Source organism: Planotetraspora phitsanulokensis (assembly GCF_016863295.1).
Lineage (GTDB): Bacteria > Actinomycetota > Actinomycetes > Streptosporangiales > Streptosporangiaceae > Planotetraspora > Planotetraspora phitsanulokensis.
The window spans coordinates 195,749-220,827 of record NZ_BOOP01000021.1 but is presented as its reverse complement, the minus strand read 5'-3'; the positions used below and the strand labels follow the sequence as shown (position 1 = coordinate 220,827).

Sequence of the window (25,079 nt, the reverse complement as noted above, 5' to 3'; positions counted from 1 at the left end):
AACATGGAACTTAGGGACATCGAGATCTTTCTGACCCTGGCCGAGGAGCTGCACTTCGGCCGAACGGCCGCCCGGCTCCACGTGTCCCAGGCGCGGGTCAGCCAGGCGATCAACCAGCAGGAACGCCGCATCGGGACCCCGTTGTTCGACCGCTCCAACCGCCGCCAGGTCCGCCTGACCCCGGTCGGCCGACAGTTGCGCGACGACCTGCTCCCGGTTTACACGGGCCTACACGAAAGCCTCGAACGCGCCCGGATGGCATCCCGCGGCATCAACGCGCGGCTGCGGGTGGGCATGCTGCCCTTCAACGTCCACGACCTGCATCCCTACTGGCGGGCATTCCGCGACCGGCACCCGCAATGGGAACTGCAGTTGCGCCGCACCCCCTTCATCGACCCGTTCGCCGGGCTCCGCAACGGCGACATGGACGTACTGATCGCCTGGCTACCCGTGGAAGAACCCGATCTCACCGTGGGCCCGATCCTGTTCACCGACCCACGAGTCCTCGCCGTCTCCGCCGAGCACGAATTGGCCGGCCGGTCCTCCGTACCCCTGGAAGCGCTCGGCGGCTTCCCACACGCCACCGCCCCCCACATGCCGGACTACTGGGAGAACAGCTACCTCCCCTTCCACACCCCGCGTGGCCAGACCATCGAACGGATCGAACCCATCACCAACCCCGACGAGCTGATCAACCTGGTCAGCACCGGCGAGATCGTCCACACCTTCCCCGCCCACGTCACCCGATATTGGGCGATGCCGCACCTGCAGTGGCTACCCATGCCGGACATGCCACGCCTGACCTACGCCCTGATATGGCAGACCGAGGCCGAAACCGACCTGATCCGAGCACTCGCCCAGACGATCCACGACCTCGGCCCCGCCCACGGCTGAGCAACGTCGCGATCGCTCCCAAGATGGCTCCCAAAGGCACGGAAGAGACCGGATGACTCACCAAATTACAAGGCCCCTGACGGCGAATCGCCTGGTCAGGGGCCTTCTCATGTGGAGCCGCCTTGGGGAATCGAACCCCAGACCTTCTGTTTACAAGACAGATGCTCTGCCGATTGAGCTAAGGCGGCGTATCGGCACGAGTCTAGTGGGCGACGGGCCGTACCGTCACCGCGAAATCACCGCCTGCGGTGCTGCGCGACCTCGTAGAGGGCGATCCCCGCGGCCACTCCGGCGTTGAGGGACTCCGCGGCGGAGAACATGGGAATCCGGGCCACCTGATCACACGACTCGCGGACCAGACGTGACAGGCCCTTGCCCTCCGAGCCCACGACCACGACGAGCGGCTCGGTCACCAGTTCGACCTGCGCGATGTCCAACTTGGCGGTGCCGTCCAGCCCGATGACGAACAGGCCTTCCTCCCGGTACGCCTGGAGGGTCTGGGTCAAGTTCGCCGCCCGTGCGACCCTCAGGTTGGCGAGGGTCCCCGCCGAGGTCTTCCATGCTCCGGCGGTGACGCCGGCCGAGCGGCGCGACGGGACCACGAGCCCGTGGGCGCCGAACGCCGTCGCCGATCGCGCGATCGCCCCGAGGTTGCGCGGGTCCGTCACACCGTCGAGAGCGACGATCAGCGGCACCTCCGCGGCGTCGCGCGCCCTCTCGACGAGCTCTTCGGGGTGGGCGTAGTCGTAGGCCGGGACCTGCAGCCCCACACCCTGGTGGACTCCGCCGTCGGTCAGCCGGTCGAGCTTGTCGCGGGAGACCTCGAGCAGTGCGATCCCCCGGTCCGCCGCGATCCTGATCGACTCACGTACCCGGTCGTCGTTCTCGATCCGCTGCGCCACGTAGAGCGCGTTGGCGGGCACACCGGCGCGCAACGCCTCGAGCACGGGGTTGCGCCCGCCGATGACCTCGGGCGCGTCCTCCCGACGGGGCTTGGCCGCGGCACGTGCGGGCCGACCGGGACGGCCGGCGGCCTCACGCTCGAGCCGCTCGGCCCGTGCCTTGTCCTTGTACCAATGCCTCATGTGCGCAGGGGGGGTCGCGCCCCTGCCCTCCAGGGAGCTCCGGCCCTTGCCGCCCGTGCCCCTGGTGGGGCCCTGCTTCTTCGAGGGCTTCCCTGAAGCCTTGCCAGCCATGGTCTCTAGGGTACGGGCACGCCTAGCGTGCCAGTTCCCAACGAGGACCCTCAGGGGTGTCCTCGACGACGATCCCCGCGGCGGCGAGTTGGTCACGGATCGCGTCCGCGGCGGCGTAGTCCTTGCGCGCCCGCGCCGCCTGGCGCTGCTCGAGCGCGACGGCGACCAGCGCGTCGACGACCTCCCGGAGACCGTCGTCCCCGGTCGTACGCCACTGCTCGGACCTCGGGTCGAGCCCCAGCACGTCCAGCATGTTCTGCGTCTCGGCCAGCAGCCGGGCGACCTGCTCCTTGTTGCCGTGTGCCAGGGCGACGTTTCCCTCGCGCACCACCTCGTGGATCACGGCGAGCGCCTGGGAGACGTTGAGGTCGTCGTCCATGGCGTCCACGAAGGCCTGGGGCAGCGGGGCGGCGGCGTCCACGTCGTGGATCACCTCGGCCGCCCGCGTGACGAACCCCTCGATGCGCCGGTAGCCGGCCGCGGCCTCCTGGAGCGCCTCCTCGGAGTAGTCGATCGCCGAGCGGTAGTGCGCCGCGACCAGGTAGTAGCGCAGCTCGACCGGCCGCACCTTGCGCAGCATCTCGGGGATCAGCAGCGAGTTGCCCAGCGACTTGCTCATCTTCTCGCCGCCGAGCTTCAGCATGCCGTTGTGCAGCCAGTAACGGGCGAACCCGTCGCCGGCCGCCTGCGACTGCGCGATCTCGTTCTCATGGTGCGGGAAGATAAGGTCGACGCCTCCGCCGTGGATGTCGAAGGTCCCGCCGAGGTACTTGGTGGCCATCGCCGAGCACTCCAGGTGCCAGCCGGGACGGCCCCGGCCCCATGGAGTCGGCCACGTCGGCTCACCCGGCTTGGCGCCCTTCCATAGGGCGAAGTCGCGGGGGTCGTGCTTGAGCGAGTCGGTGTCGGTGTCGGCCGCCGCCCGCATGTTCTCCAGCTTCTGGTTGGAGAGCTTGCCGTACCGGTCGGCGTAGGACATCACGTCGAAGTAGACGTCCCCGCCGGCCGCGTAGGCGTGTCCCTTGTCGATCAGCCGCCGCATCAGCTCGACCATCTCGGGGACGTGGCCCATCGCACGCGGCTCGACGGTCGGCGGAAGGCAGCCGAGCTGGTCGTACGCCCAGCTGAACGCCCGCTGGTTGCGCTCGGCGACGACGAACCACGGCACGTCCTCGGCGGCGGCCACCTTGATGATCTTGTCGTCGAGATCCGTCACGTTGCGGCAGAAGGTCACGTCGTACCCCTCCCGCATCAGCCACCTGCGGAGCACGTCGAAGTTGACGCCGGACCTGATGTGGCCGATGTGCGGCGGAGCCTGAACGGTCGCACCACACAGGTACATCGAGACCCGGCCGGGCTCGACCGGTACGAATTCACGGACCGTACGCGTGCTGGTGTCGTAGAGGTTCAGGCTCACGAAGGCAAGGCTAACGCCTAATGCCACAGCACAGAGCTACTTGCGTGCCCGTGAGCGGTCCATGAGCCGCCTTTCCCTCACCTGCGGCTGACACTTCTGACTCATAAGTCACGTTATAAGCGGCGATAACTCCGTTAGAACAGATTTACTTTCCGTCGACGCGGGCCGAACGATCACGCCAGCGGTGTCCGGATGCGGCTCTCCGCGCCCCTCCGGCGACGCGAAGCCCGCCGTACGGCGGAGCCCCGGGGGCGGGCACCCGAGGATCGCGGACCCCGACATGACGCCGCATTTCAGGAGACATCCAACCTCACAGGGCCGGTCAAACGGTCGGCGTGATTCTGTAGGCTCGGAACGCCATGGACGCGAATCCCCCCGGAGCGGCAGGCACCACCTCCCGCCCGTCCACATCGACCTCCGCCGGAATCCCGCTCGTGCTACGCCGTCTGGTGATCGGCCTCGCCGGCCTCATCGTGGCGGTGCTCGCGGGTGCGGCCTGCGCGCTCTCCTTCGACGATCTTCGTGCCCTCGCCGTCATCGGTAAGGCGGAGCCCCGACTCGCCTACCTGTATCCGACGGCTTTCGACGCCCTGCTGGTACTCTCCCTGGTCAGCGTGCCACTGCTGCGCGGGGGGCGCTTCCTCGTCCGGGCGCAGGCCGCTCTCGTCCTGCTCGCCCTGTTCGCGGCGGCCGCGTCGGCGACCGTGACGACGGCCACAGACGTGACCTTCGACCAAGGCAAGGCCGCGATCGTCGTCGCGCTGCTGCCGTGGGCGTTGCTCGCGGTCGGGCTCTGGATGCTCCTCCTCCTTCTGAAGCACGCGCGGGCGTCCCGGACCGCCCTGGACGGCCTCGTCGAAGAGAGCGACATCGTGCCCTTCGCCGAGGAGCGCGGTTCTCGGGACCGAGGTGAGAGCGAGGAACCTACCGCGCCATATTCGGTCGTCCCCGCGGTCGCGACGTCGCCCGAGCAGGCTCCGCCGCTTCCGGTGGCGCCGCATCCCTACAGCGCCGGCGTCGTCGACGACACGCACGCGGGCTCCGACTCGGCGCAGGAGCCCGAGGCCCTGCCCGTGGTCCCTCCCACGGCCGCGCCCGAGACGCCGGAGGTCACCGAGCCCTCCTCGCCGCCCGAGCCCGTACGGCCCCCCTCGCCCCGGCGCAACCGGCCCAACCGGCCCATCACCTGGGGAGACTTCGTCCGTCCCTCCACAGGCGACGTGCTGGTCCACCCCCGCCTTCCGCAGCCCGGCGCGCCCGTGGCCGAAGAGCTGCCTGCGCCGACATCCCCGGTCACCGAGGAATCCACACCGGAGCCCGCGGCGCCGGCGTTCGGCGAAGGCACGCGCGAAGCGTCCTCTCCGGTCACCTGGGAGGCGGCGACGCTCCAGAACGCCCCCGTGGCCGATCCCCCGCATGAGGACCCTGCACCCGTCGCCCCGGCTGAATCCCCGCATGAGGATCCTGTGCCCGTCACCCCGGCCGATCTCTCCGAGGCCGACGTGGCCGAGGTCGAGGCGGCCGAGGTGGACACGCAGCCGTTACGCCTGCTCGAAGACGATCCCGACCCCGCCCATAAAGCCGAGCTCGCCGACCCGGAGGAGAGCTCGGCGGCGCGGCGACAGCCGTACGGCGCTGAGGCCGGCGGCGGGGAGAACACCGTCCCGCTCGCGCCTCCCTCAGGACGGATGCGGAGCACCCCGCTTCCGCCCGACGAGGAATCAGACTGAGGTACGACATGTGACAGGCCCCTCTCGGAGCTCCGAGAGGGGCCTGTCACGTTTGGTCATGTCTTGAGCGGTGAATCCCGCCTACGGCGGTCCTACACGCGTGTCCGGCCACGGATGGCGGCGACGAGGCCGACACCGACAACCGCCAGCACCACCTGCATGATCAGTTCGATCCAGTCGATGCCCGGGGTGGTGGCCACGCCCAGGTGCTGGGCGATGAACGTTCCGATCAGCGCCGCCACGATGCCGACGACGATGGTCAGAATCAAGCCGATCGGCTGCCGGCCCGGCAGGAACAGACGGCCCAGGGTCCCGATGATCGCACCGATGATGATGGCGCCAATGATGGACTCGATTGTCATATCGACCTCCCGTTGGGGGGGTTGCCCCCTTCACTCTCAGGAGATGAGCTACCCTGGCCCGGCGAAATATGCGCCCATGGGAGAGAAAAGAGGACGGCGACCCGTTCCGCGCCTGGTTTGAGTCGCCGCCCACGTGCTAATGAGACGCAGCTGAACCCATTCCGGTTGACATGTCCGATTAGGCGGAGCCGTCCAACGGGAAAACGATCGCGTTGGCGATCGCCGCGATGCCCTCTCCACGGCCGGTGAGGCCGAGCCCGTCCGTGGTGGTGGCGCTGACGCTCACAGGAGCCCCCGCAGCGGCTTCCAGGGCCTTCTCAGCCTCTGTACGGCGGGGTGCCAGCTTGGGCCGGTTTCCGATGATCTGAACCGCGACGTTGCCGATTTCGAAGCCCGCGGCCCGTACCTGACGTGCCGTCTCCTCGAGGAGGGTGACACCCGACGCGCCGGCCCACCGAGGGTCCGACGTCCCGAAGAGCCCGCCGATGTCACCCAGGCCGGCCGCCGAGAGAAGGGCGTCGCAACACGCATGCGCGGCGGCGTCCCCATCCGAATGACCGGCGAGCCCGGTCTCACCGGGCCAGTGAAGCCCCGCCAGATGGAGCTCCCTACCGAACGCAAAAGGGTGGACATCGATACCGACGCCCACCCTTGGCGATGTCGTGTTCAGGAGTTCAGCACCTCGTCGAGCAAGGCCTCGGCCTTGTCCTCATTCGTCTTCTCCGCCAGCGCGAGCTCGCTGACCAGTATCTGCCGCGCCTTGGCGAGCATTCGCTTCTCACCCGCGGAAAGGCCGCGCTCCTTGTCGCGTCGCCACAGGTCGCGGACGACCTCGGCCACCTTGTTGACGTCGCCGGACGCCAGCTTCTCGAGGTTGGCCTTGTAGCGGCGGGACCAGTTGGTGGGCTCCTCGGTGTGCGGCATGCGCAACACGTCGAAAACTCTCTCGAGCCCTTCTTGACCGACGACGTCGCGTACACCGACGAGTTCGGCATTTTCTGCTGGCACTTGGACGGTGAGGTCGCCCTTGTCAACCTTCAACACCAAGTAGGTCTTTTCCTCACCCTTGATGGTTCGGGTCGTGATTGCCTCGATCCGAGCAGCCCCATGGTGGGGGTAGACGACAGTGTCGCCGACCTGGAAAGTCATGTGACGAGTACCCCTTCCGCTGTACTTAAGAGTACCACGCGATTACAGGGTCCCGGAACAGTGAAATGAACATAACTGCAGGTCAAAGCCCCGTTTTGGGACTTGACAACCGGTCGGCTCTGTGAATGGCATTCCCGACATACCGGGTGACCTGCGTCGCAGCCGACCCGGCGACGGGGTACCGAGTGAGGACCGCCGGAGTGCACAGATAGGCTGATTCCCGCCCATATACGTGCGCACCAAGGAGTACTCGAACCGTGACCAGCACCAGCCATCGCAGGGCGATCGCCGTTGCCGCGTTCCTCGCCTCAATCCCTGCCCTGGCCGCGTGTGGCGCCGGGTTCGACGCCAACACCAACAAGGCCTACGCGCCGACCGAGGCCGGCGTCCTCATCCAGGACGACGGCACGACCAGGAGCTACGGCCAGAACGGCGTCATGATCAGCCAGGCGTTCATCCTCGGGCCCGACTCGGGTGGACAGATCGCCGCTGGAGGCTCGGCACCGCTTTACCTCAGCATCGTGAACCGCGCGAGCACGCCCGACACCCTCACCGGAGTCGTATCCGACGGCCAGGAGGTCACCTCCGTCAAGCTGCCGGCCCCGGTGCCGCTGGCCACCGACCAGCTCGCCAAGGCGCCTCAGGCCGCGGTCGAAGGCCTCAAGCAGCCTCTGCTCGGCGGCGAGAGCGTGCGGCTGACGTTCCAGTTCACGAACGCCGGCGACGTCACCATGTGGGTGCCCGTCATCGCCCGGAGCCGGGAGTACGCCACGCTGCCGCCCGCTCCTCAGCCGACGCCGACTCCCACCGCCACGGCGAGCCCCTCGGCGACGGCCACCGAGACGCCGACCCCGGACACCACGGAGACCCCGCAGACGTGACACGGGGCTCCGCGAACGTCTGAGGCCCTGTCCGGTACGGCATGCCGTACCGGACAGGGCCTCAAGCGTTTCAGGCGATCATTCCTCAGTGGGGTCGAACTTGTAACCGAGACCGCGCACGGTCAGGATGCAACGCGGGTTCGACGGGTCGGACTCGACCTTGGCCCGCAACCGCTTCACGTGGACGTCGAGCGTCTTGGTGTCGCCGACGTAGTCCGCACCCCAGACGCGGTCGATCAGCTGGCCTCGGGTCAGCACCCGGCCGGCGTTGCGCAGCAGCACCTCGAGCAGCTCGAACTCCTTCAGCGGAAGCTGCACGTGCTCGCCGCGCACGGCCACGATGTGCCGGTCGACGTCCATCCGCACCGGCCCCGCGGCGAGGATCGCCGACTCGAGCTCCTCGACGTCGCCCTGACGGCGCAGGACGGCCCTGATGCGCGCCACCAGCTCCCGCGACGAGAAGGGCTTGGTCACGTAGTCGTCGGCGCCCAGCTCGAGCCCCACGACCTTGTCGATCTCGCTGTCCTTCGCGGTCAACATGATCACGGGAACCTTGGACCGCTGCCGGAGCGAGCGGCACACCTCCGTGCCCGGCAGACCCGGGAGCATCAGGTCGAGCAACACGATGTCGGCACCGTTCCGGTCAAAGGTGTCCAGAGCCTCAGGACCGGTGGCCGCGACCGCGACCTCAAACCCTTCCTTGCGCAGCATGTAGGACAAGGCGTCGGAAAACGACTCCTCGTCCTCCACGACGAGTACTCGAGTCACTTCGTGGCCTCCAGGGGGCTGGTAGTGCGTGGTGCGGCGATCGCCGTCCCGCCGAATGCGGGCAGGCGAAGCGTGAAGGTCGACCCGGAGCCTTCCTTGCTCCAGACCGTCACCTCGCCGCCATGGGCGACGGCGACGTGCTTCACGATGGCGAGCCCGAGCCCCGTGCCACCGGTCGCTCGGGACCGGGCCGCGTCGACCCGGAAGAATCGTTCGAAGATGCGCTCCTGGGCGCTCTCGGGAATCCCGATGCCCTGGTCGCTGACGCTCACCTCGACGGAACGGCCCGCGGGCCTGGCGCTCACCACGACCCGGGTGTGCTCCGGGCTGTAGGCCACGGCGTTGTCGATGAGGTTGCGCAGCGCGGTGACGAGAAGCTCGTCGTCACCCCAGATCTTCAGGCCCTCGGCGCCACCGGCCACCAACGTGATGTCCTTCGCGGACGCCTTGGTGTTACACCGGTCGATGGCCTCGTGGACGGCCTCGTCGATCGGGACAGGGCCGGGAGTCGGCACCGGCTCTCCGCCCTGGATCTTGGACAGCGTGATCAGGTCCTGCACCAGGTACGTGAGGCGGGCGGCCTCGTGCTGCATCCGGCCGGCGAACCGGGTGACGGCCTCGGGGTCGTCGGCCGCGTCCTGGATCGTCTCCGCGAGCAGGCTCAGCGCGCCGACGGGCGTCTTGAGCTCGTGGCTCACGTTGGCGACGAAGTCCCTGCGGACGGCCTCGACCTGGCGGCGCTCGGTCTGGTCCTCGGCGAGGACGAGCACCTGCCCGTTGGAACCCAGCGGGGCCACGCGGACGGCGAAGGTCGTCGACGCCTGGCCGAACTTGCGGCCGGCGGTCTCGATCTCGCTCTCGCGGATCTCGCCGTCCCTGCGGACCTTCCTGGCCAGGGCCAGCAACTCGGCGGCCATGAGGGAGTCGCCCCGCACCAGCCCGAAGGCTCGGGCCGCGGAGCTGGCCCGCAGGACGCGGTCGTCGCGGTCCAGGACGACCGCGGAGGAGGGGAGGACGGCCAGTACGGACGCCACACCCGGGGACAACATGTCGTCGACGGGCTCGGGATCCTGGTCCTTGTCGGTCTGGCGACGAATGGCCAGCATGACGAAGGAGCCGAGGACGAAACCGCCCATCGCAGCCAAGCTCGCCAGCAACTCGTTCACGCTTGAATGCTAGGCGGCGTTTCCCGTTATCTGACCAGTGGGATAGCCCATGACCATGCTGTTTCCAGGAATGTTCATTTGACGGCAGGGATTCGTTCACGAAATCCCGCGTAGCGTGGCCGCATGCGCGACGCCTATCACGATGAGCTGGAATCCCTGACGGACCGGCTGGTGGAGATGACCCGGCTGGTCAGGTCGGCCATGTCCCGGGGCACCACTGCACTTCTCGACGCCGACCTGCAGCTCGCCGAGAGCGTGATCTCTCAGGACGCCGAGGTCGACCGGATCTACAACGAGCTCGAGTCCTCCATTTACGAGTTGATGGCGTTGCAGCAGCCCGTCGCCGTCGACCTGCGCACCGTGGTGACGGCCCTGCGGATGGCATCGGACCTGGAGCGCATGGGCGACCTGGCCGAGCACATCGCCAAGATCGCACGGATGCGCCACCCTGACTCGGCCATCCCCGCCGAGCTCCGCGACACGATCGTGGAGATGGGCGCCATCGCCGAGAACCTGATCACCAAGACGGGCAGCTGCATCGCCTCCCGCGACATCGAGCTCGCCAAGGAGCTCGAGGAGGACGACGACGCGATGGACCGCCTGCACCGGCGGCTGTTCCGCGTCCTGCTCTCCGACAACTGGAGCCACGGCGTCGAGGCCGCGATCGACATCACGCTGGCCGGCCGCTACTACGAGCGCTACGCCGACCACGCCGTACGCGTCGCTCAGGACGTGGTCTACCTGGTCACCGGATCGCGTACGGACGACGTCGCCGCCGACTGACCTCCCTCAAGGGCTCGAAAGCCCCGGTCCTCGGGGGGCCGGGGCTTTCGCGTGTTTGATTGCCTCGCCTTCGGCGAGGCGGGCTCAGTACTTGATTGCGCTCGCTCCGCTCGCGCGGGCTCGGGGCGCCCTTAAGGCCCCTCGCATCCAGCCTGACCGCCGCAGGCCCCACGAACGCCACAGCGCGACGGCGCGACGGCGTCGAGCCTCCCGGGCCTCGCGGGCCTCGCGGGACCGTGTCCTGGTCCCGCGAGGGGGAAGTGGGCTACTTCTTGCCTTGGTTGGCGACGGCTTCGATCGCGGCCTTGGCCGCCTCGGGGTCGAGGTACTCCCCTGCGCCCGTCGGGCGGAAGTCGCCGTCCAGCTCGTAACGGAGCGGGATGCCGGTCGGGATGTTCAGCTGTGCGATGTCCGCGTCGCTGATCCCCTCCAGGTGCTTGACCAGTGCGCGCAGCGAGTTGCCGTGAGCCACCACGAGCACGGTCTTTCCGGCCGCCAGGTCCGGCACGATCTGGTCGTACCAGTACGGCAGCATGCGCTCGACGACGTCCTTCAGGCACTCGGTCCTGGGCATCAGCTCAGAGGGGAGCTCGGCGTAACGGGCGTCGCCGTACTGGGAGTACTCGTCGTCGTCCGCGATCGGCGGCGGGGGCACGTCGTAGGAGCGGCGCCACAGCATGAACTGCTCGTCGCCGAACTCCGCCCGGGTCTGGGCCTTGTCCTTGCCCTGGAGGGCGCCGTAGTGGCGCTCGTTCAGCCGCCACGAGCGGCGCACCGGCAGCCACGACAGGCCGGCCGCCTCCAGCGCGAGGTTGGCCGTCTTGATCGCGCGGGTGAGCACCGACGTGTGCACCACCTCGGGCCTGATGCCCGCGTCGAGCAGCAGCTGCCCGCCCCGCCGCGCCTCGTCCTCACCGGTCGGCGAAAGGGTCACGTCCACCCAGCCCGTGAACAGGCCCTTGACGTTCCATTCGCTCTCGCCATGCCTCAGCAGCACCAAAGTAGCCATGCCGGCAATCCTAACGGCGCGCTGCTTTCGTCTCCCTTGACGTCGGCCCCGTCAGGAGTCGATCACCCGGGCGAAGGGACGCAGGTTCGCGAGGGACTCGCCCCGCTTGACCCGCCAGTCCCACTCGCGGCGGATCGAGGACGCGAAGCCCAGCTCCAGCGCCCGGTCGAACGACTCGTCCGAGTAGGTCAGCACGCAGCCGAGCACCCGGTCGATCTCCTCCTCGGTCACGGCGTCGAGGGGCAGGCGGCCGACCAGGTGGACGTCGCCGATGGGATCGATCGCGAAGTGCACGCCGTACATCGAGCCGTTCTTGAGCAGCAGCCATCGATAGAACTCGGCGTGGTTCTCATCAGGCTGGCGGCAGAAGAACGCCTCGACGTTGAGCGCCTGGTCGCCGATGATGAGCCAGGTCAGCGTGGCGAGCTTGTGCTGGCCAGGCAGTTTGACGAGGAAGGCGCCCGGCTTGGGCCGCTCGTAGGAGAGCTCCGCGGACACGAGCGCGGACGCCACCACGCCTTCCAGATCGGGTCTCATGGTCCCAGCCTACGAGTTGACCGCGACGGGAGCCCATTGCCGCTGGGCCATGGCGCCCGCGTACACCTCGGCCAGGCGGGCGGCCGTCTCCGACCAGCCGAAGCCCACGGCGTGCCGTACGGCGTTGGCGGACAGGAAGTCCAGCCATCCCGGGCGGTCGACCAGCCGGGCCAGGGCCCGCGCCCAGGTGTCCGGATCATGGCCGTCGACGAGGAGGCCGGACAGGCCGTCGCGTACGGCCGTGCGCAGGCCGCCGACGGACGCGGCGACGACGGGTGTGCCGCAGGCCTGCGACTCCAGCGCGACCAGGCCGAACGACTCGTTGTAGGAGGGCACCACGGTCATGTCGGCCGCCCGGTACCAGTCGGCGAGCTCGTCCTGGGGGGCCGGCGGGGCGAGCCGGACGATGTCGCTGATGCCCAGCTCGGCGGCGAGGTCGGTCAGCAGGGCGGGGCGGGCGAGTCCGTTGCCGCTGGGACCGCCCACGCAGGCGACGATCAGGCGCGAGCGCAGGGCCGGATCGTGCTCGATCATCCGTGCCGCGGCCTTGAGCAGGACGTCTGGGGCCTTCAGCGGCTGGATGCGGCCGACGAACAGCAGCACGTGGGCGTCCTGTGGCAGGTCGAGCCTGTGCCGCGCGGCGCCCTTGGACGCGGGCTGGAAGACCTTCAGGTTCACTCCGGGGTTGACCACGGCCACCCGGTCGGTGGGCGCGTCGTAGAGCTCGATCAGCTCCTGGGCCTCCGCGGCGGTGTTGGCCACGAGGCGGTCGGCCACGTCCACGACCTGCTCCTCGCCGAGCACCCGAATGCCAGGTTCGGGCTTGTCCCCCGCCGCGAGCAGCGCGTTCTTGACCTTCGCCATGGTGTGCATGGTGTGCACGAGCGGCACGCCCCAGCGCTCCTTGGCGAGCCATCCGACCTGGCCGGACAGCCAATAGTGGGAGTGGATGACGTCGTAGTGGCCCGGGTCGTACATCGCCTCGGTGCGCAGCACGCCGGACAGGAAGCCGCAGAGCTGACCGGGGAGGTCGGCGCGGTCCAGCTCCTCGTACGGCCCGGCGGTGACGTGACGGACCAGGACGCCGGGAGCGAGCTCCGCCACGGGAGGCAGGTCACGGGCCGTCTGGCGGGTGAAGATCTCCACCTCGATGCCCAACTCGGCCAGCCGTTTCGCGACCTCGACGATGTAGACGTTCATGCCTCCCGCGTCGCCGGTGCCCGGCTGGTCGAGCGGGGACGTGTGGACACTGATCGTCGCGACCCGGTTGACCCGACGCCGTCTGAGCGTCACCCGAACCACCTCCGAGATCGTTATAACCGAAAGGATCTCAGCGAGATTCCCTGGCCCCTCAGCGACCGACTCCGGGGCGCGACCCTGAGAGAATGTCGGCCCTTGACGGATTTTTCCAGGGGCGCGGAGGGGACATGACGAAGACCGCAGTGGTGACCGGGGCGAGCAGCGGCATCGGCGAGGCGACGGCCCGCCGCCTGGCTGCCGAGGGGTTCGACGTCGTCGCGGCGGCACGGCGGCGTGACCGGCTCGACAAACTGGCCACCGAGGTCCCGTCGATCCGCCCCGCCACGCTCGACGTGACCTCCGAGGAGTCCGTGGCCGCCTTCGCCTCCTCGCTGGACCGTTGCGACGTGCTGGTCAACAACGCCGGCGGGGCCTTCGGCCTGGAGTCGGTGGCGCAGGGCCGGCTGGACGACTGGCAGCGCATGTACGACGTGAACGTGCTCGGCTCCCTGCGGATGACGCAGGCGCTCCTGCCCAAGCTGATCGAGTCGGGCGACGGCGTCCTGCTGATGCTCACTTCGGTGGCCGGGCTCGTCTCCTACGAGGGCGGCGGCGGCTACTGCGCGGCCAAGCACGCCCAGACGTCGATGACCGAGACCCTCCGGCTGGAGCTCGTCGGCGAGCCGGTACGGATCATCGAGGTGGCCCCGGGGATGGTGCAGACCGAGGAGTTCTCGCTGACCCGCTTCCGCGGCGACGCCGAGAAGGCCGCCAAGATCTACGAGGGCGTCCCGAACCCGCTGACCGCCGACGACATCGCCGACGTGATCGCCTTCGCCGTCACACGGCCCTCCCACGTGAACATCGACCGGCTGGTCGTCCGGCCGCGCGCCCAGGCGGCCCAGCACAAGGTGTACCGCGTCCCACAGGGCTCGTGACGGCGCGGCCGGTCCGGCGGCCGGTCGGGGCGATCACCCGCGGGACCACGGGCCACAACAGACTGCGGCGGTCCGATCGATGGATCTCCGCCGTCTGCGGCCCGCTGCTCCGGTCCTCGTCGGATGCGCGGCCGCTGGTGGTGGATCTCGGCTACGGCGCCTCGCACATCACGACCTACGAGTTGTTCACCCGGCTGCGGCGGGTGCACCCGGCCGTCGAGGTCGTCGGCGTGGAGATCGATCCCGCGCGGGTCACCGCGGCCAAGCCGTACGAACGGGAGGGGTTGTCGTTCAGGAGGGGCGGCTTCGAGCTGCCGGTCTCGCGGTCCCCGCTGGTCGTGCGGGCGTTCAACGTGCTCAGGCAGTACGGCGAGGCCGAGGCCTGGGAGCACTGGGACCTGATGCGGTCGAGGATCGACCCCGCCGGAGTGATCGTCGAGGGAACCTGCTCGGAGGTGGGTCATCGCGCGGTGTGGGCCGCGCTCGGCGCGGAGGGAGCCAGGACGCTGACCTTCGCGGCCCGCTTCACCGGCTTCGAGCGTCCTTCCGACCTCGCGGAGCGGCTCCCCAAGACGCTCATCCACCGCAACGTGCCCGGCGAGCGCGTCCACGCGTTCCTGACCGACTGGGACCGCGCCTGGGCCGCGTCCGCCCCCTACGGTTCGTACGGCCGGCGCCAGCGCTGGATCAGGACGGCCGAGGCGCTGACGGGCGACTGGCCGATCGTCACGGCGGCCCCGGCCGGGGGTCCCGGACGATGGCGGCTCGGCGAGCTCACGCTGCCCTGGACCGCCGTCGGCCCGTAGTTCGCCGTTCACCATCGATTGGTAACGTCCGATTCATGCGTTTCGTCCTTGCCCCCGAGATGACCGCCGAGCTGTTCGAGGAACTCCTCGACTGCTGGACCGAGGTCACCAACGCGGGCGGCGCCGTCGGATTCGTCCCTCCCGTGACACCGGACGACATCAGGCCGACGGCCGAGAAGGCGTTCGCCCGGACCTCCGACGATCTGCTGGTCGGCTTCGACGACGAGGGCCGCGTGGCCTGCTGGCTCATCCTGGCGGACAACGGGTCCGGGTTGCGGGCGCACTGGCGGTGGGTGGTGCGGGTCATGGTCCACCCCAAGCACCAGGGCAGGGGCTACGGCAGGGCACTGATGCTGGCGGCGGACGACGCCGCGAGACGGCTCGGACTGGAGGCGCTTCAGCTCACCTGCCGGGGCGGCACGGGCGTGGACGGCTTCTACGCGAGCGTGGGCTACCACGAGGTCGGCCGGGTCGCGCGCTCCATCCGGCTCGCGCCCGGCGAGGAACGCGATGAGATCTACCTGATCAAGTGGCTCTGACCGTTTCGATACCCAAAGACGAGACTTGGCAGAACACTTACCCCATGTCCCCCAAGGCCTGCTCGAACTCCGCATAAGCTGCGGGACTGAATAGCACGAAACGGACCTCGGTGACACTGGACCCGGCCTGCCGTACCGCCGTGAGGGCGATGCGGGCGGCGTCCGCCATCGGCCATCGGTAGATTCCCGTCGAGACGGCGGGGAAGGCCACGGTCGAGGCGCCCAGCGAGTCCGCGACGTTCAGCGACTCCCGATAGCAGGAGGCCAGCAGATGGGACCGGTCCTCGCTCCGCGAGTACACGGGCCCGACGGTGTGGATCACCCACCGGGCCGGAAGCCGGCCGGCCGTGGTGGCCACCGCCGCGCCCACGGCAAGCCCGCGTCCGTACTTCGAGGCGCGCAGCGCCCGGCACTCCTCCAGGATCTCCGGACCACCGCGCCTGTGGATCGCGCCGTCGACCCCGCCGCCCCCCATCAACGAGGAGTTGGCCGCGTTGACGATCGCGTCCACGCGCTGTTCGGTGATGTCGCCCTCGACCAGAACGAGCTTCATCTGTCTTACCTCTCTACGGGACGTAGTACTACCCCGGGTAGGCTGAACGTCGTGAAGGGTCTCGGCGAGCTTGAACGCAGCATCATGGACATCCTCTGGGCGGAGAACGCCCCACTGACCGCCCGCGAGGTCGGGCGCATGATCGAGGACCGCGATCTCGCGCCTACCACTGTGATGACCGTACTCGATCGGCTCTCTCGCAAGGGATTCCTCACCCGCACCAGGGACGGGCGCGCCTGGCGCTACCAGCCCGCCGCGAGCCGCGACGCCTACGTCGCCGAGCTCATGCTCGAAGCCCTGGACATGACCGGTGACCGCGACGCGGCGCTGACGCGCTTCGCGCAGGCCGTCTCCGGCTCCGAGGCCGAGATCCTGCGAAAAGCCCTCACGGAGCTGGAGGAGGAGTGATCGCGGCGGCGGTCTTAGCGGCCCTGGCCACGATCTGCGCCCTGGCCGCCTGGCGGCTGACGTCGGCGCGCTGGACGTGGCGTGCCCCGCGCACGGCCATCCTCCTGTGGCAGTCGCTCGGGGTGACCTGGGGGCTCGCCTCCACCGGGGCCCTGCTGGCCTACGCGCTCGAGCCGTACAGGCGGGGTGTCGTCCACGGTCTCGCCGCCCTGCTCACCACGCTGGAGTACGGCGTCGCCGAACCGCACGACGTGGTACGGCTCGGCTCGCTCGCCGCAGGGCTGGCGCTGCTGGCCGTACTGGTCGTCGTCCTGCTCGCCGCCGGAACCCAGACGCTGCGTGCCAGGCACCGGCACCGCGTGCTGCTCTCGCTGATCGCCAGGGACGAGCCCGCCGTGCCGGGAGTCCGCGTGGTGGACTTCCCCGGCGCCGCCGCCTACTGCCTTCCGGGGCTGAAGAAGTCACACGTGGTGATCAGCGACGGGACGCTGAGCCTGCTGTCGCCCGACGAGCTCGACGCGGTGCTCGCGCACGAGGCCGCCCACGTGCGGGAGCGGCACGACCTGGTGCTGCTGCCGTTCGCCGCGCTTCGCCGGGCGCTGCCCTGGTCGGCCGTGGTCCGCGACGCCCACGCGTCGGTGAGCCTGCTGATCGAGATGGCGGCCGACGACCGCGCCCTGCGCCACTGCTATCCCAAGCCCCTGGCGACGGCCCTGCTCCGGTTCGGCTCCGCCTCGTCGCTGCCCACCCCGCAGGGGGCCCTGGGCGCCTCCGCCGTGTCGAACGTGATGGCCCGCGTCAACCGCCTCGTCAATCCGGCGGTGGAGCTGCCGGCCCACACCCGCTACCTGATCCTTTTCGGGTCGGCCCTGCTGACCGCGTCCGCCCCGCTGCTTTGGCTGATTCCTGGCTGACCGTTGGGTGCTAGCTGGTGTTTATCAGCTAGTTTGCAATTGCAAGCACCCTGCGGCAGACTTTGGGGCATGGAACTGCCCAAGGTCGGCTCGCTCGGCGAGTACATCCGCCAGCAGCGGCAGCAGGCGAAGATCTCTCTCCGTCAGCTCGCCGCTCAGGCGGGGGTGTCGAACCCCTACCTGAGCCAGGTCGAAAGAGGCCTGCGTAAGCCGAGCGCGGAGATCCTGAACCAGATCGCCAAGGGGCTGCACATCTCGGCCCAGGCGCTGTACGTGCAGGCCGGCCTCATCGAGGACCGTGAGCCGCACAGCGACGTGCTCGCGGCGATCCGAGCCGATGTCACACTCACCGGGCGGCAACGCCAGGTGCTCATCGATATCTACGAATCGTTCCACAAGGAGAACCGGGCCGCTGATTCCGCTCGGCCGCCGCAATCGGCCGATGATCTCGGGGACGACCCGGTTCCCCCACGTAACGGCATCACGCCGGAGAAGGAAGGATAGTCCATGACCCTCGCGACCGAGGTCAAGAAGATCACCGAGTCCAAGCCCTTCTACGCGCTGACCGGCGCCGGGGACTTCGCCGTGGAGAAGATCCGCGAGCTGCCCGAGCAGCTGCAGAGGTTCCAGTCCCGTCAGGGCGACCTGCGGGAGACCGCCAAGGACCTCCCCGTCAAGGCGCGGGAGTACGCCACCACCGTGCAGGACAGGGCCGAGGCCGCCGCCAAGGACTTCCCCGAGAAGGCCAAGGCGTACGCCGACACCGCCGCCGCCAGGTTCACCGAGCTCTACGAGGAGTTCGCGCTGCGCGGCCGCAAGATCGTGAGCAAGGTGAGCGGCGAGGCCGCCCACGAGCTCGCCGAAGTCTCCGAGTCCGCGAGCACCACCCGCGCGACCGCCAACGGCGCCCCCAAGCGGACCACCACCGGAACCGCCAGGAAGTCCGGCGCCAAGCGCTCGCACTCCTGACGACGGAACCGCGATGCGACGCGTCGCCCGGCCCGCCCCTAACTGACCCGGGGGCGGGCCGTTCGCCGTTTCCGGGGTGATACGGCTCTCTCGCTCGCGACACGGGTCCTCTCCGCGCATTAGTGTGGGGACGACAGCGTCGATGACCGTCTGGGAGAGTCCATGCTCGGGAGCACGTACAGCGTGCTGGATCTCATTTTCTGGCTGCTCAGCGTCCTCGCGTTCATCATGTCCGGGTGGGCGCTGATCCATGCGATCCGCATCCCCAAGGGCGCCTTCCCCGCCGCCGGCAAGCAGACCAAGCCGCTCTGGCTCGTCATCCTGGGCCTCGCGGCTCTCTTCACGTTCGCCGCCGCCGTCAACTGGCGGGGCGCAGGGCTTGGGCTGCCGAACATCTTCACGATCGCGGCGGTCATCGCCGCGGGCATCTATCTGGCCGACGTCAAGCCCGCGGTGAACGGCTACCGCAGGGGCGGCGGCAACCAGGGTCCCTACGGTCCCTGGTAGGCCACTGGCAGGTCTCCCCGGCAGGCCTCGGCGGGCGAGGCGTCCGGGGTTGGCCCTAGGCTGCCGACCATGGGAACCGATGCTCTCGGGCGCACCGAACGCCTCGAACTCGCCGACCAGAACCTGCGCGACTGGGAGGCGGTCGTCCTCGCCTCCTCCCCTGACGGGATCGTGCTCGACCGCTCGGCGTTCTATCCGGGAGGCGGCGGCCAGCCCGCCGACGAGGGCACCCTCCTCTGGCAGGGGGTGGAGACCCGCATCGCGGGCGTGCGCAAGGGCGACGACCTCTACCTGATCCCCGCCGAGGACGAGCCGCTTCCCGTTCCCGGCACCGTGGTCAGGGCCGCCCTCGCCGACGACAGGCGTTCGGCGCTGATGCGCACGCACTCCGCGCTGCACGTGCTCTGCGGGGTCGTGTTCCGGGACTTCGGCGCGCTGGTCACCGGCGGCAACATGGAGCCGCTGGTCGCCCGGATGGACTTCAACCTCACCGAGGTGCCCCCCGGCTTCAAGGAGGCCGTCGAGGCGGCGTGCAACTCGGAGGTGACCGCCGACCGGCGCATCGACATCCGGGTCCTGCCCCGAGCCGAGGCGTTCGCCATCCCGGACATCATCCGCACCGCGACGAACCTGGTGCCCGAGTCCGTCCAGGAGGTCCGCATCGTGGACATCGTCGGTCTCGACTGCCAGGCGGACGGCGGCACCCACGTGGCCTCGACCAAGCAGATCGGCAGGATCCGGGTCGCCAAGATCGAGAACAAGGGCAAGGGCTTCCGGCGGCTAAGGATCGCCGTCGAGGAGTGACGCTTCCGTCAGAGCCAGTCGCGCTTGCGGAACGACCGGTACAGCACGGCTGACACGAGCACGATGGCGACGCTGGACACCCAGAAGCCCCAGGAGTGCTCGAATCCGGGGAAGGGGACGTTCTGCCCGTAGAAGCCGGTGATCAGAGTGGGGACGGCGATGATGGCCGCCCAGCTCGTCACCCGCTTCATGATCAGGTTCATCTTGTTGCTCTGCATCGTGAGGTGCGCCTCACGGATGTTGCTGAGCAGGTCCCGTAGGGACTCGGTCCACTCGGTGGCCCGCAGCACCTGGTCGTACACGTCCTGGTAGTACGGGGCCATCGCCCCGTCGCCTATCTCGTCGTTCCTGCGGATGAGGGTGTTGACGACCTCGCGCATCGGCATGACGACGCGGCGCAGGGTCACCAGGCTCTTGCGGATCTCGAACGTCCGGCGCTGGTCGCCCTGGGTGATCGCCCGTTCCCCGAAGACGCTCTCCTCCAGCACCTCGATCTGCTCGTCGATCGCCTCGACGGTCTCGAAGTGAGTGTCCACCACATAGTCGAGCAGGCCGTACAGCAGGAAGGCGATGCCGTGCTCGGTGAGGCCCGGCGCCTCGTCCCACCGCCTGATGACCTCCTCGATCTCGAACCGGCGAGAGTTCCGGACGGTCACCAGGGCGTTGGGCGTGATGAACGCCGCGGCCTCGGCGACGTCCAGCCGGCCCGAGCCGGTGTCGAACCTCACGGCGTAGACGTTGAGGAACTTGTGGCTTTCGTAGACGTCCAGCTTCGGGCGCTGCTTGTGCTGCAGGGCGTCTTCGACGGCGAGCTCGTGGATGCCCAGTTCCTCGCTGATCGCCCGCAGGTCCTCCTCGTTCGGCTCGCACATGTCGAACCACACCACCGCGGACGGGTCCTTCACATGCTCCGACACATCGGCGACGGGAAAGCCCTCGGCCTCGAGCTTCCCGTTCCGATACAGGCGCGTACGTCCCATGTCCAGCAAGCGTAGTCAGTGATCCTGGCCGTACAAGGTGGGCCGTTCGAGAGGGTTCGTCACTGGGAGGCCGGCCGGACCCGGATCTCACCGACGGGCTCTCCCCCACCCTTCACCGGGGCGGTGGCGAGCTCGGTCAGCTCGGGGGCGTCGAGACCGAGGGCGCGCAGGGCCGCGACGGTGACGGGGACTCGGGCCCGCGTGCCGCCGTCGTCGACCTTCACCGCGCCGGCGCTCCCGTCCGTGAAGGCGAAGGCGTCGAACGCCTCCGCGCCGGCCTTGACCATCAGGCCGGGGATCGCCCGCATGAGCACGGCCTCGGGCCGCGCCGTGCCGCTGGTCCACTCGGGATACGCGCGCATGGCGTCGGCGATGCGGCGCTCGGGGCTGCCGGGGTCCGCCAGGGTGAACCGGCGGAAGGCCCGCACGACGCCGGTCATGGAGACGAAGAACAGCGGGGCGCCGCACCCGTCGACGCCGGTGGCCGCGACGCGCTCCCCGGTGAGCTCCTCGACCGTGGACCTGATCGCCCGCTGCAGGGGATGGCCGGGGTGCAGGTAGCCGTCGACGGGCCACGCGTTCGCCACGCAGGTGGCGAGCATGGCCGCGTGCTTGCCCGAGCAGTTCATCAGGATCCTGCTCGGCCCACCCTGTTCGCGGAGGACCTGGTGAAGTGCCTCGGTGTCCAGGGGCAGGTCCTCCGGACAGCGCAGGGCGGACTCGTCCAGGCCGGCTCCGGCGAGGATCTTCCGTACCCCGTCGATGTGGAACCGCTCCCCGCCGTGGCTGCCGCAGGCGAGCGCGAGCAGTTCGTTCTCCACGGGCAGGCCGGCCCGGACCATGGCGAGCGCCTGCAGCGGCTTCATCGACGAACGGGGGGACACCAGGCTCGACGTGTCACCGTGAACCATGACGGGAGAACCGTGGGCGTCCACCGCGTACACCCGGACGCTGTGGACGGACTCGACGAACCCTGAGCGGACCACTTCGACGATCAGATCGGACATAGCGGGCAGTCTACGAAGCGCCCGGACGTGGCAGAATGCGGGGCCATGCGTGCGGTGGTCCAGCGAGTCAGCTCAGCGTCGGTCACGGTGGACGGCAAGGTGGTCGGGGCGATCGACGAGCCCGGCCTCCTCGTCCTGGTGGGCGTCACCCATTCCGACGGGCCCGCCGAGGCGGCGCGGCTGGCCGGCAAGCTGTGGGGGCTGCGGATCCTCCACGGCGAGAAGTCCTGCTCGGACGTCGGCGCCCCCCTGCTCGTGATCAGCCAGTTCACCCTGTACGGCGACGCCCGTAAGGGGCGCCGCCCCACCTGGCAGTCGGCGGCCCCCGGGCCCGTCGCCGAGCCACTGGTGGAGGCCGTCGTCGCCGAGCTCAGGGCGCAGGGGGCACGCGTCGAGACGGGCGTGTTCGGGGCCGACATGCAGGTCTCCCTGACCAACGACGGCCCCATCACGCTCGTGCTGGACGTCCCCGGGCTCTGAAGCAGGGCCGCTCACGGCCGGTCGCTCTGGGCGGGCCACTCACCGGCCGGTCGCCCTGGGACGGGGTGCTCTCGGCCGGTCAGCGAAGCCGGCGCCGGAGGGCCGGGTCGATCTTCACGTTGCGACCGGCGTCCGGCGGCACGATGACCTCCTGCGTCGCCGCGACGCCGCCCGCGAGCAGTTCGGCGTCGACGGGCACCGTCCGCTTCACGACCGCGAGGGCGATCGGACCGAGCTCGTGGTGGCGCGCCGAAGAGCCGACGAAGCCGATCTGACCGGGCACGGCCGTCTCCGCATCCGCCTCGGCCGGAGTCCCGGAGCCGAGCGTGACCGGGGAGCCGTGGGCGGGCAACGTGTCCACACTGCCGTCGAGGTGCAGGAAGACGAGGCGCCGCGGCGGATGGCCCAGGTTGTGGACCCGGGCTACGGTCTCCTGCCCGCGGTAGCAGCCCTTGTTCAGGTGGACGGCCTGCTCGATCCAGCCGACCTCGTGCGGGATCGCCTTGTGGTCGGTCTCGAAGCCGAGTCTCGGCTGGTGCGCCTCGATGCGGAGCGCCTCGTACGCCCAGATTCCGGCGAGTCTCAGGCCCAAGGGGGCCGGGACGTCCGCCAGCGTGGCCCGCGGCACCAGGAAGTCGCCGCCGATGGCGATCGCGCCCTCGGGCGGAGCGGTCATGGGAGAGGCCCCGGGCGCGGCGACGGAGACCACGGCGTAGTCGGGGGTCATGTCGGCCACCTCGACCCGCAGCATGAACCGCATCTTGTCCAGGAACGCGACCAACTCGGCCGAGGTCCCCGGCTCCACGTGCGCCCACACCGCGTCGCCGTCGTCAACGAGCGTGAGGTGGTGCTGGACGCGGCCCTGCAGATCGAGGAGCAGGGTCTGGGTGGGCACGCCCGGCGCGAGGGTGTCGAGCCGCTGGGAGCTCAGGTCGTTCAGCCAGGTCAGCCGGTCGGGCCCGGAGACCCGGACGATCTCCCTGTTACTCCGGTCGACCAGCGCCTGCCCGGCCGCGAGCGCACGTTGCTCGGCGTAGGGCTCCCCGTAGTGCGCTGCGATCGTCTCGTCCGGCGCCACGGCGGCGACCGCTCCCGGTGTGTCAAGCAATGGGCTCCGCATGCCTCAAGGCTATTCGGTCCCGTACAAACGCGGTCCGGGCGGACCCGTCGATCAGCGGCAGTCTCCGCACCGGCCGAAGACGGTGAGATGGCGGACGTCGGTGGCGAAGCCCAGCCGGTCGTCGAGGATGTCCACCAAGCTGTTGACCAGATCCGGGGCGACCTCCGTCACCTTGCTGCACGAACGGCAGACCAGGTGGACGTGATCGGCCTCCGAGGCGAGGTGGTAGGTGGGCGCGCCGTGCCCCAGATGGGTGTGGGAGACGAGGCCCAGCTCCTCGAGCAGTTCCACGGTGCGGTAGACGGTGGAGATGTTCACTCCACGGGCGGTCTCCTGGACGCGCGAGCAGATGTCCTCGGGCGTGGCATGCCCGAGCTGGGTGATCGCCTCCAGCACCAGCTGGCGCTGAGGAGTGATCCGGTAGCCGCGTGAACGCAGCTGCTCGTGCCAGGTCTCAGCCATGAACAGAGTCTACGAGCCCTCACGGACACGTGCGTCTCGCCGTGATTTCGGCCCCCCGCATAATCGCTTGCCGCCGCCTCCGGGGCTCGCATAACGTACAAGCACGCAGAAGGGAGGTGGTCCGAACAATGGTTAATCATTATTGGACTAGCGAGGTGGCTGTCCGCTAGGACGTCGTCCATTCGGACCTTCCGTCTGGATGTCTTCGACGTCCTGGCGAAATCCTCAGCAGACACCGGAACCCCGGGCTGCCGGCGGCCGAGGCGCATCCTCGGCCATTGGTCCAGCCGGCCCGCCTCATCGTGAGGCGGAGGCCGCCCGGGGTTCTTTTCCTTTTCTGGAGACTTCAGGCCTTCCCTGCCGGCGACGCCTCCGCGTATCCTCGCCTCCCGCCTGATCGACCGCGTCCGCCCGGACTGACGTTCAGTCCTCCGGCTCGAAGTCCGCGACCTTCTTGAGCTCAGCGGAGGCATGCGACTGCAGCGGCTGACCCACGGCCGCCATGTCGTAGGCGTACATCAGGCTGCCGTTGACCAGACCGTAAAGACGGTGGCCCGCCGTGTACTCCTTGGCGGTGGCCGTACGGGCGACGACGTCGGTCCGCAGCTCGATCTTGTGGAAGACGACCTCCCCCACGTAGATCTCCACGATGCCCGTGGGGTGGGCGAGGCAGACCTCGAGCTGGCGCTCGGGCTGGATCCGCCAGAAACCGGTCTCCGTGGCGAGCGGGCGGACCTTGGCGCCCTCGGCGTCGAGCAGCCAGGTGCGGCTCCGGTAGGTCAGGAACGGCTTGCCGTTGTGCCCGAACTCCACCTCCTGGCCGAAGTTGGCGCTTTCCATGGTGGGGTAGCCGATCACGCCGGCCCCCTCCCAACGGCCCAGGAGGAAGGCGATCGGTTCGAGGTCGGGATGTGCGTCCATGGAACACGAGCTTAGATGCCCGGAGGCGAGCCGGATCGCCGGGGCGACAGGCACTCTCATGACTTGTGCGGACTTATCCGGTATGCGCTGACGCGGGGGCATCGGCCTCGGACTAGGCTGCCACCATGGCACGATCACTGGTGATCAAGGTGACGGCCGGTGCGGACGCGCCGGAGCGGTGCAACCAGGCGTTCACCGTCGCGGCAGCCGCGCTGGCCAGCGGTGTTCCCGTGTCCCTGTGGCTCACCGGCGAATCCGCGTGGTTCGCGCTGCCCGGTCGCGCGAAGGAGTTCGTCCTCGCCGAGGCCGCCCCGCTGGCGGACCTGCTCGACGCCGTGCTCGCCGCCGGACGCGTGACTCTCTGCACCCAGTGCGCCGCACGCCGCGAGATCACCGTCGACGACGTCATCGACGGTGTCCGCATCGCGGGAGCCTCCACCTTCGTCGAAGAGGTGCTCGCCGAGGACGTCCAGGCCCTGGTGTACTGACCGGCGGGAGCCGTACGGGCCCCTGCCGGGGCCCTTGCGCGCCGGTCGGCGG

At 69.3% G+C, this 25,079-nt stretch carries 31 protein-coding genes and 1 tRNA gene; 15 read left to right on the top strand and 17 right to left on the bottom strand.

The window, feature by feature from the left end:
• Window positions 1–3: 3 nt before the first annotated feature.
• Entirely contained in the window at window positions 4–894 is an 891-nt protein-coding gene (locus Pph01_RS23560; RefSeq protein ID WP_204075314.1) for a LysR family transcriptional regulator, read from the top strand.
• Window positions 895–1,006: 112 nt separating this feature from the next.
• On the opposite strand, the gene Pph01_RS23555 is transcribed toward Pph01_RS23560, so the two are convergent.
• The 3 genes from Pph01_RS23555 to cysS form a co-directional block, all read right to left on the bottom strand.
• A tRNA-Thr gene (locus Pph01_RS23555) sits at window positions 1,007–1,082 on the bottom strand.
• 48 nt (window positions 1,083–1,130) lie between these two features.
• Window positions 1,131–2,090, bottom strand: coding sequence for a 23S rRNA (guanosine(2251)-2'-O)-methyltransferase RlmB (gene rlmB / locus Pph01_RS23550; protein ID WP_204075313.1), 960 nt, complete (start codon window positions 2,088–2,090; stop codon window positions 1,131–1,133).
• A gap of 22 nt (window positions 2,091–2,112) precedes the next feature.
• Entirely contained in the window at window positions 2,113–3,507 is a 1,395-nt protein-coding gene (gene cysS / locus Pph01_RS23545) for a cysteine--tRNA ligase (RefSeq protein WP_204075312.1), read from the bottom strand.
• A 359-nt stretch (window positions 3,508–3,866) separates the two neighbouring features.
• Here cysS and Pph01_RS23540 point away from each other — a divergent pair, with 359 nt between their 5' ends.
• Complete coding sequence (locus Pph01_RS23540) at window positions 3,867–5,237, top strand: DUF2637 domain-containing protein (RefSeq protein WP_204075311.1); 1,371 nt, start codon at window positions 3,867–3,869, stop codon at window positions 5,235–5,237.
• A gap of 92 nt (window positions 5,238–5,329) precedes the next feature.
• On the opposite strand, the gene Pph01_RS23535 is transcribed toward Pph01_RS23540, so the two are convergent.
• The 3 genes from Pph01_RS23535 to Pph01_RS23525 all read right to left on the bottom strand — a co-directional run bounded on the left by Pph01_RS23535 (window position 5,330) and on the right by Pph01_RS23525 (window position 6,748).
• A complete protein-coding gene (locus Pph01_RS23535; protein ID WP_204075310.1) occupies window positions 5,330–5,599 on the bottom strand; it encodes a GlsB/YeaQ/YmgE family stress response membrane protein in 270 nt (89 codons plus the stop codon).
• Window positions 5,600–5,777: 178 nt separating this feature from the next.
• Window positions 5,778–6,248, bottom strand: coding sequence for a 2-C-methyl-D-erythritol 2,4-cyclodiphosphate synthase (ispF, locus tag Pph01_RS23530; RefSeq protein ID WP_204075309.1), 471 nt, complete (start codon window positions 6,246–6,248; stop codon window positions 5,778–5,780).
• Window positions 6,249–6,265: 17 nt separating this feature from the next.
• Window positions 6,266–6,748 (bottom strand): CarD family transcriptional regulator, encoded by a 483-nt coding sequence (locus Pph01_RS23525; protein WP_030510364.1) that lies wholly within the window; start codon window positions 6,746–6,748, stop codon window positions 6,266–6,268.
• A 257-nt stretch (window positions 6,749–7,005) separates the two neighbouring features.
• Between Pph01_RS23525 and Pph01_RS23520 the strand changes: the two genes are divergently transcribed.
• Window positions 7,006–7,629: a copper chaperone PCu(A)C domain-containing protein gene (locus tag Pph01_RS23520; protein WP_239116947.1), complete on the top strand. Its 624-nt coding sequence runs from the start codon at window positions 7,006–7,008 to the stop codon at window positions 7,627–7,629.
• 78 nt (window positions 7,630–7,707) lie between these two features.
• On the opposite strand, the gene Pph01_RS23515 is transcribed toward Pph01_RS23520, so the two are convergent.
• Both Pph01_RS23515 and Pph01_RS23510 read right to left on the bottom strand, forming a co-directional pair.
• A complete protein-coding gene (locus tag Pph01_RS23515; protein ID WP_203887062.1) occupies window positions 7,708–8,397 on the bottom strand; it encodes a response regulator in 690 nt (229 codons plus the stop codon).
• On the bottom strand, window positions 8,394–9,533 hold the full coding sequence (locus Pph01_RS23510; RefSeq protein WP_204075361.1) for a sensor histidine kinase: 1,140 nt from the start codon (window positions 9,531–9,533) through the stop codon (window positions 8,394–8,396). The genes Pph01_RS23515 and Pph01_RS23510 overlap by 4 nt, the downstream gene beginning before the upstream one ends.
• A 153-nt stretch (window positions 9,534–9,686) precedes the next feature.
• On the opposite strand from Pph01_RS23510, the gene phoU reads away from it, so the two are divergent.
• A complete protein-coding gene (gene phoU / locus Pph01_RS23505) occupies window positions 9,687–10,346 on the top strand; it encodes a phosphate signaling complex protein PhoU (protein WP_204075308.1) in 660 nt (219 codons plus the stop codon).
• A gap of 265 nt (window positions 10,347–10,611) precedes the next feature.
• On the opposite strand, the gene Pph01_RS23500 is transcribed toward phoU, so the two are convergent.
• Genes Pph01_RS23500 through mshA form a run of 3 tightly spaced genes read right to left on the bottom strand, consistent with a single transcriptional unit; the run spans window position 10,612 to window position 13,185 of the window.
• Complete coding sequence (locus Pph01_RS23500; protein WP_204075307.1) at window positions 10,612–11,355, bottom strand: phosphoglyceromutase; 744 nt, start codon at window positions 11,353–11,355, stop codon at window positions 10,612–10,614.
• A 51-nt stretch (window positions 11,356–11,406) separates the two neighbouring features.
• A complete protein-coding gene (locus Pph01_RS23495; protein WP_204075306.1) occupies window positions 11,407–11,892 on the bottom strand; it encodes a type III secretion system chaperone family protein in 486 nt (161 codons plus the stop codon).
• 9 nt (window positions 11,893–11,901) lie between these two features.
• On the bottom strand, window positions 11,902–13,185 hold the full coding sequence (gene mshA / locus Pph01_RS23490) for a D-inositol-3-phosphate glycosyltransferase (protein ID WP_204075305.1): 1,284 nt from the start codon (window positions 13,183–13,185) through the stop codon (window positions 11,902–11,904).
• Window positions 13,186–13,319: 134 nt separating this feature from the next.
• Between mshA and Pph01_RS23485 the strand changes: the two genes are divergently transcribed.
• The 3 genes from Pph01_RS23485 to Pph01_RS23475 are packed head-to-tail and all read left to right on the top strand — an operon-like array spanning window position 13,320 to window position 15,414.
• Window positions 13,320–14,069, top strand: coding sequence for an SDR family NAD(P)-dependent oxidoreductase (locus Pph01_RS23485; RefSeq protein ID WP_204075304.1), 750 nt, complete (start codon window positions 13,320–13,322; stop codon window positions 14,067–14,069).
• Window positions 14,066–14,875 (top strand): class I SAM-dependent methyltransferase, encoded by an 810-nt coding sequence (locus tag Pph01_RS23480; protein WP_239116946.1) that lies wholly within the window; start codon window positions 14,066–14,068, stop codon window positions 14,873–14,875. The genes Pph01_RS23485 and Pph01_RS23480 overlap by 4 nt, the downstream gene beginning before the upstream one ends.
• 35 nt (window positions 14,876–14,910) lie before the next feature.
• Window positions 14,911–15,414 (top strand): GNAT family N-acetyltransferase, encoded by a 504-nt coding sequence (locus Pph01_RS23475; RefSeq protein WP_239116945.1) that lies wholly within the window; start codon window positions 14,911–14,913, stop codon window positions 15,412–15,414.
• A 37-nt stretch (window positions 15,415–15,451) separates the two neighbouring features.
• On the opposite strand, the gene Pph01_RS23470 is transcribed toward Pph01_RS23475, so the two are convergent.
• Window positions 15,452–15,967: an O-acetyl-ADP-ribose deacetylase gene (locus Pph01_RS23470; RefSeq protein ID WP_204075302.1), complete on the bottom strand. Its 516-nt coding sequence runs from the start codon at window positions 15,965–15,967 to the stop codon at window positions 15,452–15,454.
• Between the two features lie 51 nt (window positions 15,968–16,018).
• Between Pph01_RS23470 and Pph01_RS23465 the strand changes: the two genes are divergently transcribed.
• From Pph01_RS23465 to Pph01_RS23440, 6 genes are all read left to right on the top strand, one after another.
• Complete coding sequence (locus Pph01_RS23465; RefSeq protein ID WP_204075301.1) at window positions 16,019–16,375, top strand: BlaI/MecI/CopY family transcriptional regulator; 357 nt, start codon at window positions 16,019–16,021, stop codon at window positions 16,373–16,375.
• Window positions 16,372–17,289 carry a M56 family metallopeptidase gene (locus Pph01_RS23460; RefSeq protein WP_204075300.1) on the top strand — a complete coding sequence of 306 codons (918 nt, stop codon included), beginning with the start codon at window positions 16,372–16,374 and terminating at the stop codon, window positions 17,287–17,289. The genes Pph01_RS23465 and Pph01_RS23460 overlap by 4 nt, the downstream gene beginning before the upstream one ends.
• Before the next feature lie 69 nt (window positions 17,290–17,358).
• Complete coding sequence (locus Pph01_RS23455; RefSeq protein WP_203958447.1) at window positions 17,359–17,793, top strand: helix-turn-helix domain-containing protein; 435 nt, start codon at window positions 17,359–17,361, stop codon at window positions 17,791–17,793.
• A 3-nt stretch (window positions 17,794–17,796) separates the two neighbouring features.
• Entirely contained in the window at window positions 17,797–18,258 is a 462-nt protein-coding gene (locus Pph01_RS23450; protein ID WP_204075299.1) for a hypothetical protein, read from the top strand.
• A gap of 162 nt (window positions 18,259–18,420) precedes the next feature.
• The gene (locus Pph01_RS23445; protein WP_204075298.1) at window positions 18,421–18,765 is read left to right on the top strand and encodes a DUF2516 family protein; all 345 of its coding nucleotides are present in this window, start codon (window positions 18,421–18,423) and stop codon (window positions 18,763–18,765) included.
• Window positions 18,766–18,834: 69 nt separating this feature from the next.
• Window positions 18,835–19,569, top strand: coding sequence for an alanyl-tRNA editing protein (locus Pph01_RS23440; protein ID WP_204075297.1), 735 nt, complete (start codon window positions 18,835–18,837; stop codon window positions 19,567–19,569).
• Between the two features lie 8 nt (window positions 19,570–19,577).
• On the opposite strand, the gene Pph01_RS23435 is transcribed toward Pph01_RS23440, so the two are convergent.
• Window positions 19,578–20,549 (bottom strand): magnesium transporter CorA family protein, encoded by a 972-nt coding sequence (locus Pph01_RS23435; RefSeq protein WP_204075296.1) that lies wholly within the window; start codon window positions 20,547–20,549, stop codon window positions 19,578–19,580.
• A 59-nt stretch (window positions 20,550–20,608) separates the two neighbouring features.
• Window positions 20,609–21,556 (bottom strand): asparaginase, encoded by a 948-nt coding sequence (locus Pph01_RS23430; protein ID WP_204075295.1) that lies wholly within the window; start codon window positions 21,554–21,556, stop codon window positions 20,609–20,611.
• A gap of 45 nt (window positions 21,557–21,601) precedes the next feature.
• Here Pph01_RS23430 and dtd point away from each other — a divergent pair, with 45 nt between their 5' ends.
• Window positions 21,602–22,036: a D-aminoacyl-tRNA deacylase gene (gene dtd, locus Pph01_RS23425; RefSeq protein WP_204075294.1), complete on the top strand. Its 435-nt coding sequence runs from the start codon at window positions 21,602–21,604 to the stop codon at window positions 22,034–22,036.
• Between the two features lie 79 nt (window positions 22,037–22,115).
• On the opposite strand, the gene ygfZ is transcribed toward dtd, so the two are convergent.
• The 3 genes from ygfZ to Pph01_RS23410 form a co-directional block, all read right to left on the bottom strand.
• Complete coding sequence (ygfZ, locus tag Pph01_RS23420) at window positions 22,116–23,156, bottom strand: CAF17-like 4Fe-4S cluster assembly/insertion protein YgfZ (protein ID WP_204075293.1); 1,041 nt, start codon at window positions 23,154–23,156, stop codon at window positions 22,116–22,118.
• Between the two features lie 51 nt (window positions 23,157–23,207).
• Complete coding sequence (locus Pph01_RS23415; RefSeq protein WP_204075292.1) at window positions 23,208–23,618, bottom strand: Fur family transcriptional regulator; 411 nt, start codon at window positions 23,616–23,618, stop codon at window positions 23,208–23,210.
• A gap of 423 nt (window positions 23,619–24,041) precedes the next feature.
• Window positions 24,042–24,539, bottom strand: coding sequence for a heme-binding beta-barrel domain-containing protein (locus Pph01_RS23410; protein WP_204075291.1), 498 nt, complete (start codon window positions 24,537–24,539; stop codon window positions 24,042–24,044).
• Window positions 24,540–24,664: 125 nt separating this feature from the next.
• Here Pph01_RS23410 and Pph01_RS23405 point away from each other — a divergent pair, with 125 nt between their 5' ends.
• Window positions 24,665–25,027 carry a DsrE family protein gene (locus Pph01_RS23405; RefSeq protein ID WP_204075290.1) on the top strand — a complete coding sequence of 121 codons (363 nt, stop codon included), beginning with the start codon at window positions 24,665–24,667 and terminating at the stop codon, window positions 25,025–25,027.
• Window positions 25,028–25,079 lie beyond the last annotated feature (52 nt).

Bases quoted from the DNA above. Each gene is read 5' to 3' on its own strand.
- Pph01_RS23455 (WP_203958447.1), top strand. From the start codon at position 17,359: ATGGAACTGCCCAAGGTCGGCTCGCTCGGCGAGTACATCCGCCAGCAG.
- dtd (WP_204075294.1), top strand. From the start codon at position 21,602: ATGCGTGCGGTGGTCCAGCGAGTCAGCTCAGCGTCGGTCACGGTGGAC.
- Pph01_RS23405 (WP_204075290.1), top strand. From the start codon at position 24,665: ATGGCACGATCACTGGTGATCAAGGTGACGGCCGGTGCGGACGCGCCG.
- phoU (WP_204075308.1), top strand. From the start codon at position 9,687: ATGCGCGACGCCTATCACGATGAGCTGGAATCCCTGACGGACCGGCTG.
- Pph01_RS23415 (WP_204075292.1), bottom strand. From the start codon at position 23,618: ATGGCTGAGACCTGGCACGAGCAGCTGCGTTCACGCGGCTACCGGATC.
- Pph01_RS23495 (WP_204075306.1), bottom strand. From the start codon at position 11,892: ATGAGACCCGATCTGGAAGGCGTGGTGGCGTCCGCGCTCGTGTCCGCG.
- Pph01_RS23440 (WP_204075297.1), top strand. From the start codon at position 18,835: ATGGGAACCGATGCTCTCGGGCGCACCGAACGCCTCGAACTCGCCGAC.
- Pph01_RS23450 (WP_204075299.1), top strand. From the start codon at position 17,797: ATGACCCTCGCGACCGAGGTCAAGAAGATCACCGAGTCCAAGCCCTTC.
- Pph01_RS23435 (WP_204075296.1), bottom strand. From the start codon at position 20,549: ATGGGACGTACGCGCCTGTATCGGAACGGGAAGCTCGAGGCCGAGGGC.
- ygfZ (WP_204075293.1), bottom strand. From the start codon at position 23,156: ATGCGGAGCCCATTGCTTGACACACCGGGAGCGGTCGCCGCCGTGGCG.
- rlmB (WP_204075313.1), bottom strand. From the start codon at position 2,090: ATGGCTGGCAAGGCTTCAGGGAAGCCCTCGAAGAAGCAGGGCCCCACC.
- Pph01_RS23485 (WP_204075304.1), top strand. From the start codon at position 13,320: ATGACGAAGACCGCAGTGGTGACCGGGGCGAGCAGCGGCATCGGCGAG.
- Pph01_RS23410 (WP_204075291.1), bottom strand. From the start codon at position 24,539: ATGGACGCACATCCCGACCTCGAACCGATCGCCTTCCTCCTGGGCCGT.
- Pph01_RS23500 (WP_204075307.1), bottom strand. From the start codon at position 11,355: ATGGCTACTTTGGTGCTGCTGAGGCATGGCGAGAGCGAATGGAACGTC.
- Pph01_RS23535 (WP_204075310.1), bottom strand. From the start codon at position 5,599: ATGACAATCGAGTCCATCATTGGCGCCATCATCATCGGTGCGATCATC.
- Pph01_RS23540 (WP_204075311.1), top strand. From the start codon at position 3,867: ATGGACGCGAATCCCCCCGGAGCGGCAGGCACCACCTCCCGCCCGTCC.
- Pph01_RS23510 (WP_204075361.1), bottom strand. From the start codon at position 9,533: ATGGGCGGTTTCGTCCTCGGCTCCTTCGTCATGCTGGCCATTCGTCGC.
- Pph01_RS23470 (WP_204075302.1), bottom strand. From the start codon at position 15,967: ATGAAGCTCGTTCTGGTCGAGGGCGACATCACCGAACAGCGCGTGGAC.
- Pph01_RS23430 (WP_204075295.1), bottom strand. From the start codon at position 21,556: ATGTCCGATCTGATCGTCGAAGTGGTCCGCTCAGGGTTCGTCGAGTCC.
- Pph01_RS23445 (WP_204075298.1), top strand. From the start codon at position 18,421: ATGCTCGGGAGCACGTACAGCGTGCTGGATCTCATTTTCTGGCTGCTC.
- Pph01_RS23560 (WP_204075314.1), top strand. From the start codon at position 4: ATGGAACTTAGGGACATCGAGATCTTTCTGACCCTGGCCGAGGAGCTG.
- Pph01_RS23475 (WP_239116945.1), top strand. From the start codon at position 14,911: ATGCGTTTCGTCCTTGCCCCCGAGATGACCGCCGAGCTGTTCGAGGAA.
- Pph01_RS23525 (WP_030510364.1), bottom strand. From the start codon at position 6,748: ATGACTTTCCAGGTCGGCGACACTGTCGTCTACCCCCACCATGGGGCT.